The 15,161-nt window shown below is 57.8% G+C and carries 12 protein-coding genes; 3 read left to right on the forward strand and 9 right to left on the reverse strand.

Annotation, left to right across the window (positions count from 1 at the left end; all coding sequences use genetic code 11):
• Positions 1–141: 141 nt before the first annotated feature.
• The 6 genes from HMPREF1487_RS05175 to HMPREF1487_RS05200 all read right to left on the reverse strand — a co-directional run bounded on the left by HMPREF1487_RS05175 (position 142) and on the right by HMPREF1487_RS05200 (position 9,794).
• Entirely contained in the window at positions 142–1,152 is a 1,011-nt protein-coding gene (locus tag HMPREF1487_RS05175) for a class 1 fructose-bisphosphatase (RefSeq protein WP_010795543.1), read from the reverse strand.
• Between the two features lie 123 nt (positions 1,153–1,275).
• Positions 1,276–3,375, reverse strand: a complete 2,100-nt coding sequence (gene glgX / locus HMPREF1487_RS05180; protein WP_010795544.1) for a glycogen debranching protein GlgX — start codon at positions 3,373–3,375, stop codon at positions 1,276–1,278.
• Positions 3,376–3,433: 58 nt separating this feature from the next.
• Positions 3,434–5,872, reverse strand: a complete 2,439-nt coding sequence (locus HMPREF1487_RS05185; RefSeq protein WP_010795545.1) for a glycogen/starch/alpha-glucan phosphorylase — start codon at positions 5,870–5,872, stop codon at positions 3,434–3,436.
• 187 nt (positions 5,873–6,059) lie between these two features.
• On the reverse strand, positions 6,060–7,994 hold the full coding sequence (gene estP / locus HMPREF1487_RS05190; RefSeq protein ID WP_010795546.1) for an esterase EstP: 1,935 nt from the start codon (positions 7,992–7,994) through the stop codon (positions 6,060–6,062).
• A gap of 133 nt (positions 7,995–8,127) precedes the next feature.
• Positions 8,128–8,940 carry a bifunctional DNA-formamidopyrimidine glycosylase/DNA-(apurinic or apyrimidinic site) lyase gene (gene mutM, locus HMPREF1487_RS05195; protein ID WP_010795547.1) on the reverse strand — a complete coding sequence of 271 codons (813 nt, stop codon included), beginning with the start codon at positions 8,938–8,940 and terminating at the stop codon, positions 8,128–8,130.
• A gap of 29 nt (positions 8,941–8,969) precedes the next feature.
• The gene (locus HMPREF1487_RS05200; RefSeq protein ID WP_371106371.1) at positions 8,970–9,794 is read right to left on the reverse strand and encodes an HDOD domain-containing protein; all 825 of its coding nucleotides are present in this window, start codon (positions 9,792–9,794) and stop codon (positions 8,970–8,972) included.
• A gap of 214 nt (positions 9,795–10,008) precedes the next feature.
• On the opposite strand from HMPREF1487_RS05200, the gene HMPREF1487_RS05205 reads away from it, so the two are divergent.
• Both HMPREF1487_RS05205 and HMPREF1487_RS05210 read left to right on the forward strand, forming a co-directional pair.
• Positions 10,009–10,548: a type 1 glutamine amidotransferase domain-containing protein gene (locus HMPREF1487_RS05205; RefSeq protein ID WP_010795549.1), complete on the forward strand. Its 540-nt coding sequence runs from the start codon at positions 10,009–10,011 to the stop codon at positions 10,546–10,548.
• A 158-nt stretch (positions 10,549–10,706) separates the two neighbouring features.
• Positions 10,707–11,900: a class I SAM-dependent rRNA methyltransferase gene (locus HMPREF1487_RS05210; protein ID WP_010795550.1), complete on the forward strand. Its 1,194-nt coding sequence runs from the start codon at positions 10,707–10,709 to the stop codon at positions 11,898–11,900.
• 39 nt (positions 11,901–11,939) lie between these two features.
• On the opposite strand, the gene HMPREF1487_RS05215 is transcribed toward HMPREF1487_RS05210, so the two are convergent.
• The 3 genes from HMPREF1487_RS05215 to HMPREF1487_RS28315 all read right to left on the reverse strand — a co-directional run bounded on the left by HMPREF1487_RS05215 (position 11,940) and on the right by HMPREF1487_RS28315 (position 13,694).
• Positions 11,940–12,845: an AEC family transporter gene (locus HMPREF1487_RS05215; RefSeq protein WP_010795551.1), complete on the reverse strand. Its 906-nt coding sequence runs from the start codon at positions 12,843–12,845 to the stop codon at positions 11,940–11,942.
• A gap of 78 nt (positions 12,846–12,923) precedes the next feature.
• Entirely contained in the window at positions 12,924–13,535 is a 612-nt protein-coding gene (locus HMPREF1487_RS05220) for a CPBP family intramembrane glutamic endopeptidase (RefSeq protein WP_312483163.1), read from the reverse strand.
• 12 nt (positions 13,536–13,547) lie between these two features.
• Complete coding sequence (locus HMPREF1487_RS28315; RefSeq protein WP_010795553.1) at positions 13,548–13,694, reverse strand: hypothetical protein; 147 nt, start codon at positions 13,692–13,694, stop codon at positions 13,548–13,550.
• Positions 13,695–13,823: 129 nt separating this feature from the next.
• On the opposite strand from HMPREF1487_RS28315, the gene HMPREF1487_RS05225 reads away from it, so the two are divergent.
• Positions 13,824–15,089: an Hsp70 family protein gene (locus HMPREF1487_RS05225; protein WP_010795554.1), complete on the forward strand. Its 1,266-nt coding sequence runs from the start codon at positions 13,824–13,826 to the stop codon at positions 15,087–15,089.
• Positions 15,090–15,161 lie beyond the last annotated feature (72 nt).

Here is a 15,161-nt window from a genome sequence, read left to right on the forward strand (position 1 = left end):
CATGAATGAGCAAGCAGGGGTCAGAGTAGAAAAAGAGCCCTTAACAGCGTCTGAATTGCGGCTTAATACAGGCTGAACAAAGCCTGCATTAGCGAGAGAAGAGAACTGGCCAACGGTAAATGACCATTGGCCAGTCGGTCATCAGGCGTCCTGATGGTAACGGGTAACGCGCTCGACTTCTTCTTTGGAGCCGAGGAAGACGGCTACACGCTGATGCAGGCCTTCCGGTTGCACTTCCAGAATACGCTGGTAACCATTGGTGGCCGCACCGCCTGCCTGCTCGACCAGCATGGCCATCGGGTTGGCTTCGTACATCAGACGCAGCTTGCCGGGCTTTTCCGGTTCGCGAGCATCACGTGGGTACATGAAGATACCGCCACGGGTGAGAATACGATGCACATCGGCCACCATAGAGGCGATCCAGCGCATATTGTAGTTCTTCTCCAGCGGGCCTTCCTTGCCAGCCAGCAGCTCGCTTACGTAACGCTGTACCGGCGGCTCCCAGTGACGCTGGTTGGACATGTTGATAGCGAACTCGGCAGTTGTCTCAGGAATGGAGATGTTTTCGTGTGTCAATACGAAGCTGCCCAGCTCACGGTCCAGGGTAAAGCCTTTGACGCCATCACCCAGGGTCAGAATGAACATGGTCTGGGGGCCATAGATGGCATAGCCTGCAGCGACCTGCTCAGTGCCCTTTTGCATGAAGGCTTCTTCAGTGGTATCACCGTAGGTGGCACCTCCATGATCCTTACGCAGAACGGAGAAGATAGTGCCAACCGACACGTTCACGTCAATGTTGGAGGAGCCGTCTAGCGGATCGAACATCAGCAGATAAGCACCCTTGGGGTACTCACCGGGGATCTGGTGAACCTGGTCCATCTCTTCGGACGCCATGCCCGCCAGGGTGCCGCCCCACTCGTTGGCTTCAAGCAGGATTTCGTTGGACAGGACGTCCAGCTTCTTCTGAACTTCGCCCTGAACGTTTTCAGTGCCCATGCTGCCCAGTACGCCACCTAGCGCACCCTTGGATACCTCATAGCTGATTCGCTTGCAGGCACGGCCTACGACTTCGATCAGAAAACGCAGATCGGCTGGGGTTTTATGACTACGGGTCTGTTCGATCAGATAGCGGCTCAGCGTAATACGGGACATGTGAGGCTCCGGTAGAAAAGGTTCGCGCAGTGTAGCGCGGATGCTCAAGCTCCGTCTCAAGCGAAGCGGCCTACAAGCCCCACCCAACGTTCTGATTGTTCGAGAGACAAGGTCTGCACGCCGCTAGGGACGCAGCAACTCCACGGCTATGCTAACACCGCGGCCGAGCGCTAGGCTTTCGGCGCTGGAGTAGACTGCATGACCGGCTTCCAGTTCAGGTCGTGCACTATCTAGAATGAGCGACCAGTGATGGCCGTCACGAGATAGCGCTAACCGACACGTCTGAGGATGGTTAAGCGGCTGGAAACAGAGCCATAACCGCTCTGCCCTGAGGTGCCCGGCACCGTTCATGGGCGAGAGCACCAGTGCCAATGGTGCAGATTCGGGCCTATTCCAACCCGCCTCGTCCAGGGGTTCACCCTCTGCATCGAGCCATTGCACGCTAACCCAGTCACCGTGAGCGGGACGCCCGATGAAGTGCTCGGCTTGCAACGCCTTGTATTGACGACGCAGCGCAGCCAGCCGGGCGACAAAATCGATCTGGCGTTTGCCGGTTGGGCTGCTGGCAAGTGCCCAGTCCAACCATGACAGCGGATTATCCTGAACATAGGCATTGTTGTTGCCATGCTGAGTGCGACCGAATTCGTCGCCAGCCGTCAACATCGGCGTGCCACCTGCCAGCAGCAGCGTTGCCAGCAGGGCACGCTGATCAGCTGCACGCTGCTCATTGATGTGGGGATCGTCGGTCGGGCCCTCGGCACCGTTGTTCCAGCTGTGATTGTCTTGAGTCCCGTCGCGATTTTCTTCGCCATTGGCTTCATTATGCTTATGTGCATAAGTCACAAGGTCTGCCAGCGTGAGCCCATCATGAGCCGTCACAAAGTTGATGCTGGCGTCGATGTTCCGGCCGTGCCGGTCATACAGATCGGCGCTTCCTGACAATCGGGTCGCCAGTGCGCCACGCATGCCGTCGTCGCCCCGCCAGAACTTGCGAACATCGTCGCGAAAATCATCATTCCATTCAGCCCAAGGGCTGCGGAACTGCCCGACCTGATAGCCGCCCGGGCCAATATCCCAAGGCTCGGCGATCAGCTTGACCTGTTTTAGGATCGGATCTTGGGCAATGGCCAACATGAGTGGCGCGTCGACGCTAAAGCCGGTCTCAAGCCGCCCAAGTGCGGGCGCCAGATCGAAACGGAAACCGTCTATACCTGCCGCCTGCACCCAATAGCGCAGCGAGTCCATCGTCAGCCTCAGCCCTGGCTCGCGTTGCAATGCCAGGCAATTACCGCAACCTGCATCATTGATGTAAACCGAAGGATCGTCCGGATGCAGCCGGTAATAGCCTCGGTTATCCAGTCCTCGCATACAAAAGGTCGGACCCAGCTCGTCACCTTCACCGGTGTGGTTGAACACCACATCAAGGATGACCTCGAACCCTGCCGCATGCAGCGCTGCCACGGTTTCACGTAACTCAATAATGGCGTCACGTCCTGCCAGACGGGGGTCGACAGCCATCATGGTGACGGGGTTATAGCCCCAGTAATTGCCAAGCCCAAGCTTGGGCAGATGACGATCATCCGCCCAGGCCGCAATAGGGAGCAGCTCCAGCGTAGTCACGCCAAGCTTTTGCAGATACTCGATCACGGCAGGCTGCCGAAGCCCGGCCAGTTTGCCACGCATGGTTTTAGGAACTTTGGGATGCTGCATGGTCATGCCACGCACATGCAGCTCATAGATGAGGCTTTGGCTACCCTTGTAACGCGGGCCTTCCAGCTCAAGCGGTGTTAGCGGTGCCTGAACAATGGCCTTGGGAACATGAGCCGCGCTGTCGCGATGGTCCGGGCGATCATGGTGGTCTGGATCGAAGCCATAGACACTGGGATGCAGCACGAACGGGCGGTCCACTGCTTTGGCGTAAGGATCGACCAGTAGCTTATGAGGGTTGAAGTAAAGTCCTTGAGAAGGCTGATAGGCACCGTAAGCCCGCAGCCCATAACGCTGCCCCGCCTTACCTCCCGGAAAATGCCCGTGCCAGACACTGCCTGTCTTTTCGTGGAAGACGAGTCGATGGGTTTCATGCTCGCCCTTGGCATCGTACAGGCAGAGCTCTACCCGCTCGGCCTCTGGCGCCCACACGGCAAAGTTGATGCCATCGCCGACCAGTGTCGCGCCCAGTTCAGCAGGGTTTCCGGTTTCGAGATGAGTCACGTGGCGGGGCACAGAAAATCTCCGTAAAACAGAAAAAAGCCGGCACGCGAAAGGTGCCGGCTATTGAGACTTACAAGACTTGCCAGATATCCGTGGCGTATTCACGAATGGTTCGATCGGAGGAGAACCAACCCATACTGGCCGTGTTGAGTACCGCTGAGCGCCACCACTCGTCCGGCTGATTCCAACGCTCCTCGACGGCCACCTGAGCATCCCAATAGGCATCAAAATCAGCACAGACCAAGAAGCGGTCGTGCCAGGTCAGCACGTCCAGCAGCCCGTTATAGCGAGAGGGATCATCCGGTGAAAACTGCCCGCTGCGAATGGCCGAAAGCACGGCCGACAGCCGTGGCGAGCTGTTGATGATGTCCGAAGAGTTGCCCCCCATACGCTGGCGCTCTTCAACCTCGGCCGCCTTTAGGCCAAAGATGAACATATGTTCCTGACCGACAAACTCGCTCATTTCAACGTTAGCGCCGTCGAGCGTGCCAATGGTAAGTGCGCCGTTCAGGCCAAATTTCATATTGCTGGTGCCTGACGCCTCGAGACCCGCTGTGGAAATCTGCTCGGAAAGGTCGGCCGCCGGGATAATGACTTCAGCCAGGCTCACATTGTAGTTAGGCAGGAACACCACTTTGAGCAGGTCACGAATGGACGGGTCATTATTAACTACCTTGGCCACGTCGTTGGCCAGCTTGATGATGAGCTTGGCCTGGTGATAGCTGGCAGCTGCCTTGCCCGCGAAAATCTTTACACGAGGCGTCCATTGCCCGTTGGGGTTGTCCTTGATGGCCTGATACAGCGCAATGGTCTGTAGCAGGTTCATCAGCTGCCGCTTGTATTCATGGATGCGCTTGATCTGCACATCAAAGATGGCGTCGGTACTGAGGGAGACGTCCAGCGTCTTTTTCACCAGTTCGGCAAAACTGTTCTTGTTATGCAACCGCTGGTGGGCAAAACGCTCTCGAAAATTGGCATCGTTGGCATAGGGCTTGAGCCGGGGGAGCGCTTTTTCAGGATCGTGCTGGACATCCTCGCCCAATACATCCACCAGAAGATCGGTCAACGCAGGGTTGGCCTGATAGAGCCAGCGGCGGAAGGTAATGCCGTTGGTCTTGTTGTTGATTCGATCCGGGAAGAGCCGGTGCATGGAGCGGAAGACGGTCTTGCGCATCAGCTCGGTATGCAATCCGGACACGCCGTTGACCTTGTGCGAACCGATAAAGGCCAGGTTGCCCATACGTACCCGACGGCCGTGGCTTTCATCGATCAGGGACACGTAAGACAGCATGGAGCCATCTGTCTCGCCCCGCGCACGGAGCGAGTCGAGGAACTGGGCATTGATCATGTAGATGATCTGCATGTGGCGCGGCAGGAGGCGCTCCATCAGATAGACCGACCAGGTTTCCAATGCTTCTGGCAGAAGGGTGTGGTTGGTATAGGACAGCGTGTTGACGGTGGTGCTCCAGGCAGCGTCCCATGGCAGACCGTACACATCCACCAGCAAGCGCATCAACTCGGCTACGGCAATGGCTGGGTGAGTATCATTGAGCTGGATGGCCGCGTATTCGGGCAGGCTCATGATGTCGCCGTGCTGCTTGATATGGCGCCGGGTCAGATCTGCCAGCGAGGCGGCCACGAAGAAATACTCCTGCCGCAGGCGCAGCTCCTGCCCCGCCTCGGTGCTGTCGGCCGGATACAGAACCCGAGAGATGCTTTCAGCCCGGGCCTGATCGGCTACGGCTCCGACATGGTCACCTGCGTTGAAGGTGTCCAGCTTGATGTTTTCCAGCGGGCGGGAGCGCCACAGGCGCAGCGTATTGGCCCCTTCCCCACCCCACCCCATGATGGGCGTGTCATAGGCAACCGCACGAACTTTCTCACCCGGCGTCCAGACCTGGCGCAAGGAGTTGCCTTCATAGGGCGTGACATGACCGCCGAACCCGATCTCGTACACGACCTCGGCACGCTCGAATTCCCACGGATTACCAAAATCAAGCCAGTTCTCCGGCTGCTCGTGCTGGAAGCCATCAGCGATGACCTGACGGAACAGGCCGTGCTCGTAGCGAATACCATACCCATGAGAAGGAATACCCAGCGTCGCCATGCTTTCCATGAAGCATGCTGCCAGACGGCCCAGACCACCATTACCCAAGGCAGCGTCCGGCTCCAGTCCGCGGATACGCTCAAGGTCGACACCCAGGTCTGCCAGTGCGCGACGGGTTTCCTCCAGTATGCCCAGATTGGACAGGCTGTCGATCAGCAGGCGGCCAATGAGAAACTCCAGGGACAAGTAATAGACGCGCTTCTGGTTGGCCCGGTAAGCCTCACGCGTCCGACTCATCCAGCGATCGACGATATAGTCACGCGTCGCCAGGGCAGTCGCCATGAACCAGTCATGATCCAGGGCGTGCTCGGGGTCCTTGCCTACGTCATAGGTCAGCTTGGAAAGAATGTTTGAACGCAGAGCAGCAACTTCGTTGGGCGAGATAAAACGGGCTCTCGTCATCTAGTAACAACCTCGGCATAACGAACACTGATAGGCTGACCGGCAGGCGTGTCTGAAAGGCATTGGCGACACACATCGACCGGCCCATGATTAAGGGTGCATACCTATCTTTGTAGGTCGAAACGGCAAATAGGTCCAAGGAATCGACGACTTTTTTATGCGCCGACTCCCATTTCAGACCTCTTTATTACCACTGCCACGACACGCTGAGGCCTACAGACTGCTGGGCATCGTCTTCCCGGCTCTTGCGATAGGAATAGCTCGCACGCACTGCCACATCGTCGGTCAGCTGTTGGCTAACCCCTAGCGAAGCACGGTCCAACCGATCCGATGGCGTATAGCCCTGCAACGTATAGCTGAGTCCTGGCAGGTCAACCTGAGACATCGTAAGGTCCTGCGTACTGTCCTCGAATTCCTTTTCCCGAGCTACTTCTGCGAAAACCTGCGTTCTGGTGGTCAGCTCGAACTGCCCCTGCAGACCAGCGCCCAGGCGCCGCGAGCGGCGCTTTTGCTCGTCGATGTTCAGCGCCGTTGCTCGATCACTGTTTTCCGAATAACTGTCCACGGTAATTCGCGCGTAGTCGGCACTGATGAACGGCGACAGGTGCCAGGCGCTTTGTGGCTGGGCCAGATCAAAGCCCAGCCGTCCGCTTGCCGCCCACAGATGACCGTTGGTATCGCCTTTTTCGCTACGCTCAGTCGGCCCCAGGGCGAAGGTACGCTTGAGATCATGGTAATCCAGGTGTCCCCCGGTCAAGGCCAGGTCGGCCCACCAGTGATTCTGCTGATATTGCGCGAAGGCGGTAGCGAAATAACTGCGCAGGTCATAGCGAGAATCAGCAGCACCCACGTTTAGATCCTGCTTGTAAAACCCGGCGGCCACGCCCACACGCCAATAGTCATTCAGGCGGAAACTGCCTCCCAAGTCCAGGCTGTAGCCGTCGCCATCACCGCTCACGCTGCTGGACTGTCCATCAAAGTTCTGACGCAACCCGCCCGGCGATACGAAGGAATTCCATGTGCCTACTGGCTGCCAGTGATTGCGGTCACTCAGCCATTGCGAATACAGCTGCCCCTGATGGGCAGTCAGCGAACCGTAGGCCATTTCCGGCAGCAAGGTCAGCTCCCAGGGGGCCGCCAGAATTGAATAGGCATAGTCGGCGATCAGGCGCTGACCAGTAATCGTAGGGTGCACACGGTCGTTGTAGAGCAACCGGGTCGGATCAGGGTTGGCGCTGTCGAGGCCGTAAACAGCGTTCTGCTGCGTGCAGTCATCGAAACAGGTAGCCGTCAGGTTCTGGTCGGCCGCCAGGCCGTAACGGGCAGGATCGGCCAACACCTCACTTAGAAGTCGTGGCACATTCAATGGAATGATTTGCGCATCAATGGTGGAAAGCTGTGATACCAGCTGGTTGTTGAACACAGCACTGAGCTGGGACGCAGCCGCTTGCTGCGGGGTTCCGCTCAAGGCAGGCGTAAGGCCGATATCAGGCAGCAGCCAGACCATGATGTAGCGGGCACCGGCCTGCTGCAATGCGCTGGCACTGGCAGCCAGTTGATTGGCCGCTGTCTGGGCGGTTGCAGGCGATGTGACCACACCCTGCAGGAAGTCATTTCCCCCTCCCGTCAGGTAATACAATGCGTTGGAATCAAGGCCTTGGCCCTGATCCGCCAGATCGACCAGATAGCCATCCCGGCGGCGAAGCGTCAGGCCATTGGTGGCTACAACAGAGCCATTCTCCTCGGTAATCGACGCGAGAATCTGGTCGGTTCGATAACCGCCTACCGCCCAGTTGTTGCCGTCGGGAAGTCCCAACACGGAATTGATAAGCGATGTGGATGGCCCAAGCTCTTGGCTGGAAAAGCCTAGTCGGCCGCCCAGCAGCATGACGCTGGTAGGCCCGACTGGCTCACCACTCCCCGGTTGGTACGTGGGCCCTACCCGATTGGTAAAGCGCAGCGAGGAGCCTAACGGGCCATTCAAGTCGGGAAACTGTCCCGAGTCGCTCAGGCTATCGCCAAAGACGACCAGATGACTGTAAGGGTTGGGAGCGGCATGGGCGGCGCTGGCGAAGGAAATCGCAGCGCAGAGGGAGGCAAGAGCGAGACGACGGACTGACATGGCTTATCCTTGATCTTGTGGGTCAGTTCTGCTGTTTGGCAAGCGACCACAGCCTAGACCAGGATTCCGCCCTATGCAGCCCGTACGTTAACCGGCTGACTTACAAAAAGAGAAATAGCTCACGCACGTTCACTTATCGCTGGCATTTGCCGCAATAGACACTGGCGCGTTGCCCCAGCCGTATCTCACGTAGCCCTGAGCCGCAGTTCTTGCAAAACTCACCTGCCCGGCCATAGACAAACAGCTCCTGCTTGAAATAGCCCGGCTTGCCGTCGCCACCCACAAAATCCCGAAGGGTCGTGCCCCCGGACTCGATAGCCAGTGCCAGGATGCGTTTGATCTCCTGGGCTAACCGGTCGTAGCGCGCTCGGGAAATGCTGCCCGCCGCCCGACGCGGATCGATACCGGCCGCAAACAGGGCCTCCGTCGCGTAAATATTGCCAACGCCCACCACAACGGCGTTATCCATGATGAAGGGTTTTACCGCCATGGAGCGACCACGCGACATTTCGTAGAGACGCCGCCCGTCAAACGCCTCGGTCAGAGGCTCCGGCCCCAGCGACTTGAGCAGCACATGCTCCAGAGGCTCATGGGACCACAGCATGGCGCCAAAGCGGCGAGGGTCGGTATAGCGCAGCGACAATCCTGACTCGAGTTCGATATCCACATGCTCGTGCTTAACCGGCGGCGTCCCGACCGGCACCATTCGCAGGCTGCCGGACATGCCCAAATGAGCAATCAGCGTACCTGCCTCGGCACGAATCAACAGGTACTTGGCGCGCCGCTCGACCGCCTCGATCCTCTGGCCGGACAGGCGAACATCCAGGTCTTCCGGAATGGGCCAGCGCAGCCGGGCATCACGAATAATGACGCGGGATACACGCTGCCCCACCAGGTGTGGCGCTATTCCACGCCGGGTCGTTTCGACTTCAGGTAATTCAGGCATTCAGCCCTCGACAGAGAAACAATATGCTCTTAAAAATGGATGTGCCCAAGCCCCATTTCAAGGATGTTGTTCTTGAGCATATCGAAGTCATACTCGGAAAGACCGATGTAATCCAAAACCTGATTACTGACCAGATTCCACTCGGCGTCCTGAGCCTGATTGCCCAGCACGCGATAACAGCCACAGATATGCTCGGCCATTTTCAGAATGGCCAATAGGTTTTTCATCGGCACACTGCTGGCGTCACCGTCGACAAAAATCCGGTGGGCATTGTGATGATTGGAAATGGCCTCAGCGACATGGGCCGGCAAACGCCATGAGCGGGCCGTGTAATAACCGACGACCGCATGGTTGGTGTTGAAGTAATGGTTTTCCGTATCCACGACACGCCTTTCAGGCCCAACCCGCCCATAGGCCTCCTCCAGCACTTCCATATAATGAGGAAACCGCCCTAGCATCAGCGGTATGCCGCAGTTGTGAAAGAGCCCAAGAGCGTATGCCTCATCCGGAGCCTGATAGCCTGTCCGCTTGGCCAGTGTCAGGCAGGTTTCCGCCACATCCTGGGCGGTGTCCCAGAAGCGGTTGAGCGTCACGATCGTCTCATCACTCATCTCGCTCTTTATGGACTGCGCATTGATGAGATTGACGACGGAATTGATCCCCAGGAGGTTGACGGCCCGCTGGATAGACGTAATCCGGTTGGCCAGCCCGAAACAGGGTGCATTGACAAGCTTGAGCAGCGCACCTGCCAAGCCGGGGTCCTGGCTGATCAGCTGCGCAATCACCTTGAGACTAGGATCCGGGGCAAGCTGCTCAAGTTGTAGATCAACCATGACCTGCGGTTGAGGCGGGATGGTGATTCCCTGAAGCGCCTGGCGAATCTGCTCGGGTTGAAGCTCTAGCGACATGGATCAGATACCTGTGAATGACCTCACATTTTAGCCCACCCTACGCTCAGCAACCACTGATCACTGGAGGAACTTGCCTGCTTTCCCGGGTTCGACTCATACAGAAGCCGTGGAAACGCATCTCCACTTAATCCTAGATCACATAGCTTACGGAGGTTCCATGATGGCATCGTTAGAAGGCAAAAAAGTAGCAATCCTGGTAACTGACGGTTTCGAGCAGGCCGAGCTGACCGGTCCCAAGGAGGCCCTCGAGAAGGTAGGCGCCAAGACTCATATCATTTCTGCCAAGTCTGGCACCGTCCAGGGTTGGAACCACACCGACCCGGCGGACACATTCAATGTCGACCTGACGTTCGATGCTGCCAACATCGGCGACTATGACGCGGTGGTTTTACCAGGCGGCGTCGTCAACTCAGACACCATTCGCACCGATGAGCGTGCGCAGACTTTGGTCAAAGAGGCCAGCAGCAGCGGCAAGCCGATCGCCGTGATCTGCCATGGTGCCTGGCTGCTGATTTCCGCCGGTCTGGTGGATGGCAAGACCATGACTAGCTGGCCTTCGCTGACCGATGACCTGAAAAATGCCGGTGCCCAGTGGGTGGATAAGGAAGTCGTCGTGGACGGAAAACTGGTCAGCAGCCGCAAGCCTGATGACATTCCCGCGTTCAATCGCGAGCTGATCAACATGATCGCTGCCTGATCTCCAACCTGCCTGATCCATGGCCCGCGCTGTATCAGCCGGGCCATTTTTCATCCGTACGTCGTGTTTCTCTCTATCTTTGAGACTGATCTTCAAGCGCGAAGGCGCCGTGCCGCCCGGGCAGGTATACTTCGCCCCTTTTTCTTGGAGTCCCTCAAATGTCCTTGCCCAGCCTGCGACTGAAAGCCAATGCCGAGCGCCGTCTGCGCGCCGGGCACCTTTGGGTCTACAGTAACGAAATTGACGTGGCAGCCACTCCGCTGACCGCTTTCCAGGCCGGCGAACAAGCCGTTCTCGAAGCCGCTGGCGGCAAGCCGATCGGTATCGTTGCCCTGTCCCCACACAATCTGATCTGCGCGCGTCTGATCTCCCGCGATACCAAGCATGTACTGGACAAGTCCCTGCTTGTCCATCGCCTGAAAGTCGCCCTGAGCCTGCGTGAGCGCCTGTTCGATAAACCGTTCTATCGCCTCGTCTACGGCGACTCGGACCTGCTGCCTGGCCTGGTGGTGGATCGCTTTGGCGATGTTATCGTGGCTCAACTGGCATCGGCCACCATGGAGCGTCACAAGGATGATGTGCTGGCTGCACTGCTTCAGGTGCTCAAGCCAGCGGCCGTATTGTGGAAAAATGACTCTAGTGCTCGAGAAGCCGAGGGCCTGCCCCGCTATGTCGAGTCCGCCTACGGTGACGTACCGGAATGGGCTGCCCTGGAAGAAAACGGCGTGAAATTCGAAGCGCCTATCGTTGAGGGCCAGAAGACCGGCTGGTTCTATGACCATCGCATGAACCGTGCCCGCCTGGCACCTTATGTACAAGGCAAGCGCGTTCTGGACCTGTTCAGCTACATTGGTGGCTGGGGCGTGCAGGCCGCTGTATTCGGTGCCAGCGAAGTGATGTGCGTGGATGCCTCCGGCTTTGCCCTGGATGGTGTAGAGCGCAATGCGGCCTTGAACGGCGTTGCCGAAAAGATGGCCTGTGTAGAAGGCGACGTGTTCGAGGCCCTGAAGGAGCTGAAGGCTGCTGACGAGCGCTTCGACGTGATCGTGGCCGACCCGCCCGCCTTCATCAAGCGCAAGAAGGACGTGAAAAACGGCGAGGCCGCCTATCGTCGTCTCAACGAGCAGGCCATGCGCCTCTTGAACAAGGACGGCATTCTGGTCAGCGCCTCCTGCTCGATGCATCTTGTTGAAGAGAACCTGCAGGAAATCCTGCTCAGCAGTGCACGTCACCTGGATCGTCATATCCAGCTGATCGAGCGTGGTGCCCAGGGCCCTGATCATCCGGTCCACCTTGCCATCCCCGAGACCCGCTACATCAAGAGTCTGACCTGCCGTATCCTGCCCAGCTGATCCCACGCTCTGGCCGTCCGATTTTTACCGGACGGCCAGTCACCGATTCAGTCCGACCAGTGCCATCCACAACGGCACGGTTACGACAGCCAGAACGGTTGAAAGAAACACCGTTGAGCTGACGACACGGTTTTCCTCAAGCGTCCGGGCAAATGCCAATACGTTTACCCCGCTCGGGCAGGCGGCCATCAGCATCAGCACACTTCGTGCTGCACCGCTCAAGCCCGGCAGCCACAGGCATACCGTCCAGACCACGAAGGGAAAGACCAGCAGCTTTATTGCCGTCAACCCGACAACGGAAAGGCTCGGCCTTAGCCGGTAGCGTGAAAGGTTCACGCCCAGCACAATCAAGGCGCAAGGCAGACCGGCTTGTGCCAGCCAGGTCGCGATTTGCCATATCGGGCCCGGCAAAGTTAGCCCCGATACATTCACGGCAGCCCCCAGCAAAAGTCCGACGATCAACGGGTTTGCCAGACTCATCAGCAGCTCTGGGATGCTAACCTTTTCCGTGCCGCCAAAGGCCGTATAAAAGCTCTGCATGGCAAACAACGTCAGGCTATGCAACGCCAGAATAGCGAACACATAGACGAGATTTTCCTCCCCCATCAAATTGACGACCAGAGGAATACCGATCAGGACATTGTTCGAATAACTGGCCGTCAACCCGAACGCCGTAGGCTCACGCCAGCGCCAATGCACAAACAGATTGACCAGTAGAAACACCAGCAGGACCGGGCCGAAATATCCGAGCAGCAGTAAAGGTGACAAACCATGGCGCAAGTCTGCCTTGGCAATTCCCGTGAACAGCACAGCCGGCATGAACACCTTGAACGCCAGTTGGGTCAGCCCACCCATAGACTCTGGCGTCAACCACTGCCGCCACCCTAATACATAACCCAGCACAATCAGTCCGAATACGGGCATGATTGCGAGGACAACCACCATGTACGTCTACTCCTTGCCTTAACCATCGGGACGCCGGACTGAGGATTCAGACGCCATGAACATGCCTACCGATGCAAGCTAGGACAATCGCAGCGGATAGCTGGGCAGCAGAACATGCAGCACATTGACAGCCAAATGCAAGGCCACGGCCATACTCAGTCGCCGTCCACTCCGCTCGAATATCGCACCGTACCCCAGAGCCGCCACGGCAGCGACCAAGGCAAAACCGGCACTGAATGGCCAGTGCGCCACGCCAAACAAGACTGCCGTTACCAACAGACCTGCCCAGAGCCCAAACCGATCAATCAACCCGCGCTGCAGCAGGGCTCGAAACAGCAGCTCCTCCGCCAGTACCGCAACGCCCAGATTAAGAGAAAACCAGGTCCAGAACAGTGCTGGCCATTTGGGCTGGAAGGCCACTAATCTCATTCCTAACGCTAGGGGAGGCACTACGGCAAGGGTACCGACAGCAATCAGCACGCATGGCCTGACCTGCAGCATACGCCGCGTATCGTACGGAACCGCCTTGCCAAGCCACCAGGCCAGTAGCGTCACTCCCACCAGTGCCTTATCCCAGCTTAACCTTAGCCACACTGGCCCGGCGTCCGGGCTGTATTGCAGCGGCCCGCCGAGCACATGAGGAGAGAATCCCGGCGCGACATGAATGGCGAGCGCAACACTGGACGCCAATGCCCCAAACCATCATAGCCAGGACGGCAACCGCTCCTCGCTCAGCACCCAGCCGACATAAAGTGCTCCGGTCAACAACCCCGCTTCGTCAATATCGCCCAGCCCATAGCCCAGCGCCAGCAAAAGTCCGGGAAGCAACATTTGTAGATGAAACGGCATGGCTACTCCCAAACAGAAGATGACAACGTAACATCGTGCAGCATGCTAACCGAGCCTTTTGCCTGACCGAGCGGACAGGTCCGGCAAGTCGCGATAAACTGTGCGGCTGCTTCTGGATGGACCAGCACCATGACTATCGCTTTACCCGCACGTGCCTGCGGTATCGACTTTGGCACGTCGAACTCCACTGTCGGCTGGCTGCGCCCCGACTCGGATATCCTCATACCTTTAGAAGACGGCAAGGTGACGCTTCCCTCAGTCATTTTCTTCAATGTGGAAGAGCGCCGTCCCGTCTACGGCCGTCTGGCGCTTCATGAATACTTGGAAGGCTATGAAGGCCGCCTCATGCGCTCGCTCAAGAGCCTGCTCGGCTCCAAGCTGCTCAAGAGCGAAACCAGCATTCTAGGCAGTGCCCTACCTTTCAAGGACCTGCTTGGCCTGTTTCTCGGTACGCTGAAAAGCCGCGCCGAAGCCACGGCCGGACGTGAGTTCGACAGTGTCGTGTTGGGCCGCCCTGTTTACTTTGTGGACGATGATGAAACCGCCGACCGCGAAGCTCAGGACACATTGGTTGCCGTAGCGCAAAAGCTAGGCTTTAAGGACATTTCCTTTCAATTCGAGCCTATCGCGGCAGCATTCGACTACGAGCGAACACTGAATCAGGAAGAGCTGGTGCTGATCGTCGACATTGGCGGCGGTACGTCCGACTTTTCCCTGGTACGTCTGTCACCCGAGCGCCGGCAGCTGGCGGATCGCCAATCGGATATTCTCGCCACCGGCGGGGTACACATCGGTGGTACCGACTTTGACAAGCAGCTTAGCCTGCAGGGCGTCATGCCGCTTTTCGGCTATGGCAGCCTGATGAAAAGCCAGGCACTGATGCCTACCAGCCACTTCATCAACTTGGCGACCTGGCACACCATCAATACCGTATACAGTCAGAAGGCACAGCTTGCCCTCAAGGACATGCGCTACGACGCTCAGGACACGGCCGGGATGGATCGGCTGTTCAAGCTGATCGAGCAGCGCGCCGGGCATTGGCTCGCAATTCAGGTGGAAAACAGCAAGATAGAGCTGACCCATGCCGATCGGTTGAACCTGAACCTGTCGCATATCGAGAAGGACTTGTCTGCTGAACTGACCCGCCCATTGTTCGAGGAGTCGATCGCTCAGCTATTGGCGCGTATTCAGGCAAGCGTCAATCAACTGCTGGCCTCGGCAGGCGTTTCCCATGAGCAGATCAATACGGTCTTTTATACCGGCGGCTCGAGTGGTATTCCGGCGCTGCGCCACAGCATTGACCAATTGCTGCCCCAGGCACGCAAGGCAGAAGGCGATCAGTTCGGCAGCATCGGTAGCGGTCTTGCCATCGAGGCCTTCAAGCGCTACGGCTAGGCTATACAGCAACCTGACCTATCAAGGCAGTTGAACTCGACCCATCGAAACAGGCTCAACTGGAAATATTCC

This window comes from Pseudomonas sp. HPB0071, assembly GCF_000478505.2.
Classification (GTDB): Bacteria; Pseudomonadota; Gammaproteobacteria; order Pseudomonadales; family Pseudomonadaceae; genus Chryseomonas; species Chryseomonas luteola.

Coding starts and splice junctions, on each gene's coding strand:
- HMPREF1487_RS05215 (WP_010795551.1), bottom strand. CDS start 12,845: ATGGTGGTTGTCCTCGCAATCATGCCCGTATTCGGACTGATTGTGCTG.
- estP (WP_010795546.1), bottom strand. CDS start 7,994: ATGTCAGTCCGTCGTCTCGCTCTTGCCTCCCTCTGCGCTGCGATTTCC.
- HMPREF1487_RS05185 (WP_010795545.1), bottom strand. CDS start 5,872: ATGACGAGAGCCCGTTTTATCTCGCCCAACGAAGTTGCTGCTCTGCGT.
- HMPREF1487_RS05210 (WP_010795550.1), top strand. CDS start 10,707: ATGTCCTTGCCCAGCCTGCGACTGAAAGCCAATGCCGAGCGCCGTCTG.
- mutM (WP_010795547.1), bottom strand. CDS start 8,940: ATGCCTGAATTACCTGAAGTCGAAACGACCCGGCGTGGAATAGCGCCA.
- HMPREF1487_RS05175 (WP_010795543.1), bottom strand. CDS start 1,152: ATGTCCCGTATTACGCTGAGCCGCTATCTGATCGAACAGACCCGTAGT.
- HMPREF1487_RS05225 (WP_010795554.1), top strand. CDS start 13,824: ATGACTATCGCTTTACCCGCACGTGCCTGCGGTATCGACTTTGGCACG.
- HMPREF1487_RS05205 (WP_010795549.1), top strand. CDS start 10,009: ATGATGGCATCGTTAGAAGGCAAAAAAGTAGCAATCCTGGTAACTGAC.
- HMPREF1487_RS28315 (WP_010795553.1), bottom strand. CDS start 13,694: ATGCCGTTTCATCTACAAATGTTGCTTCCCGGACTTTTGCTGGCGCTG.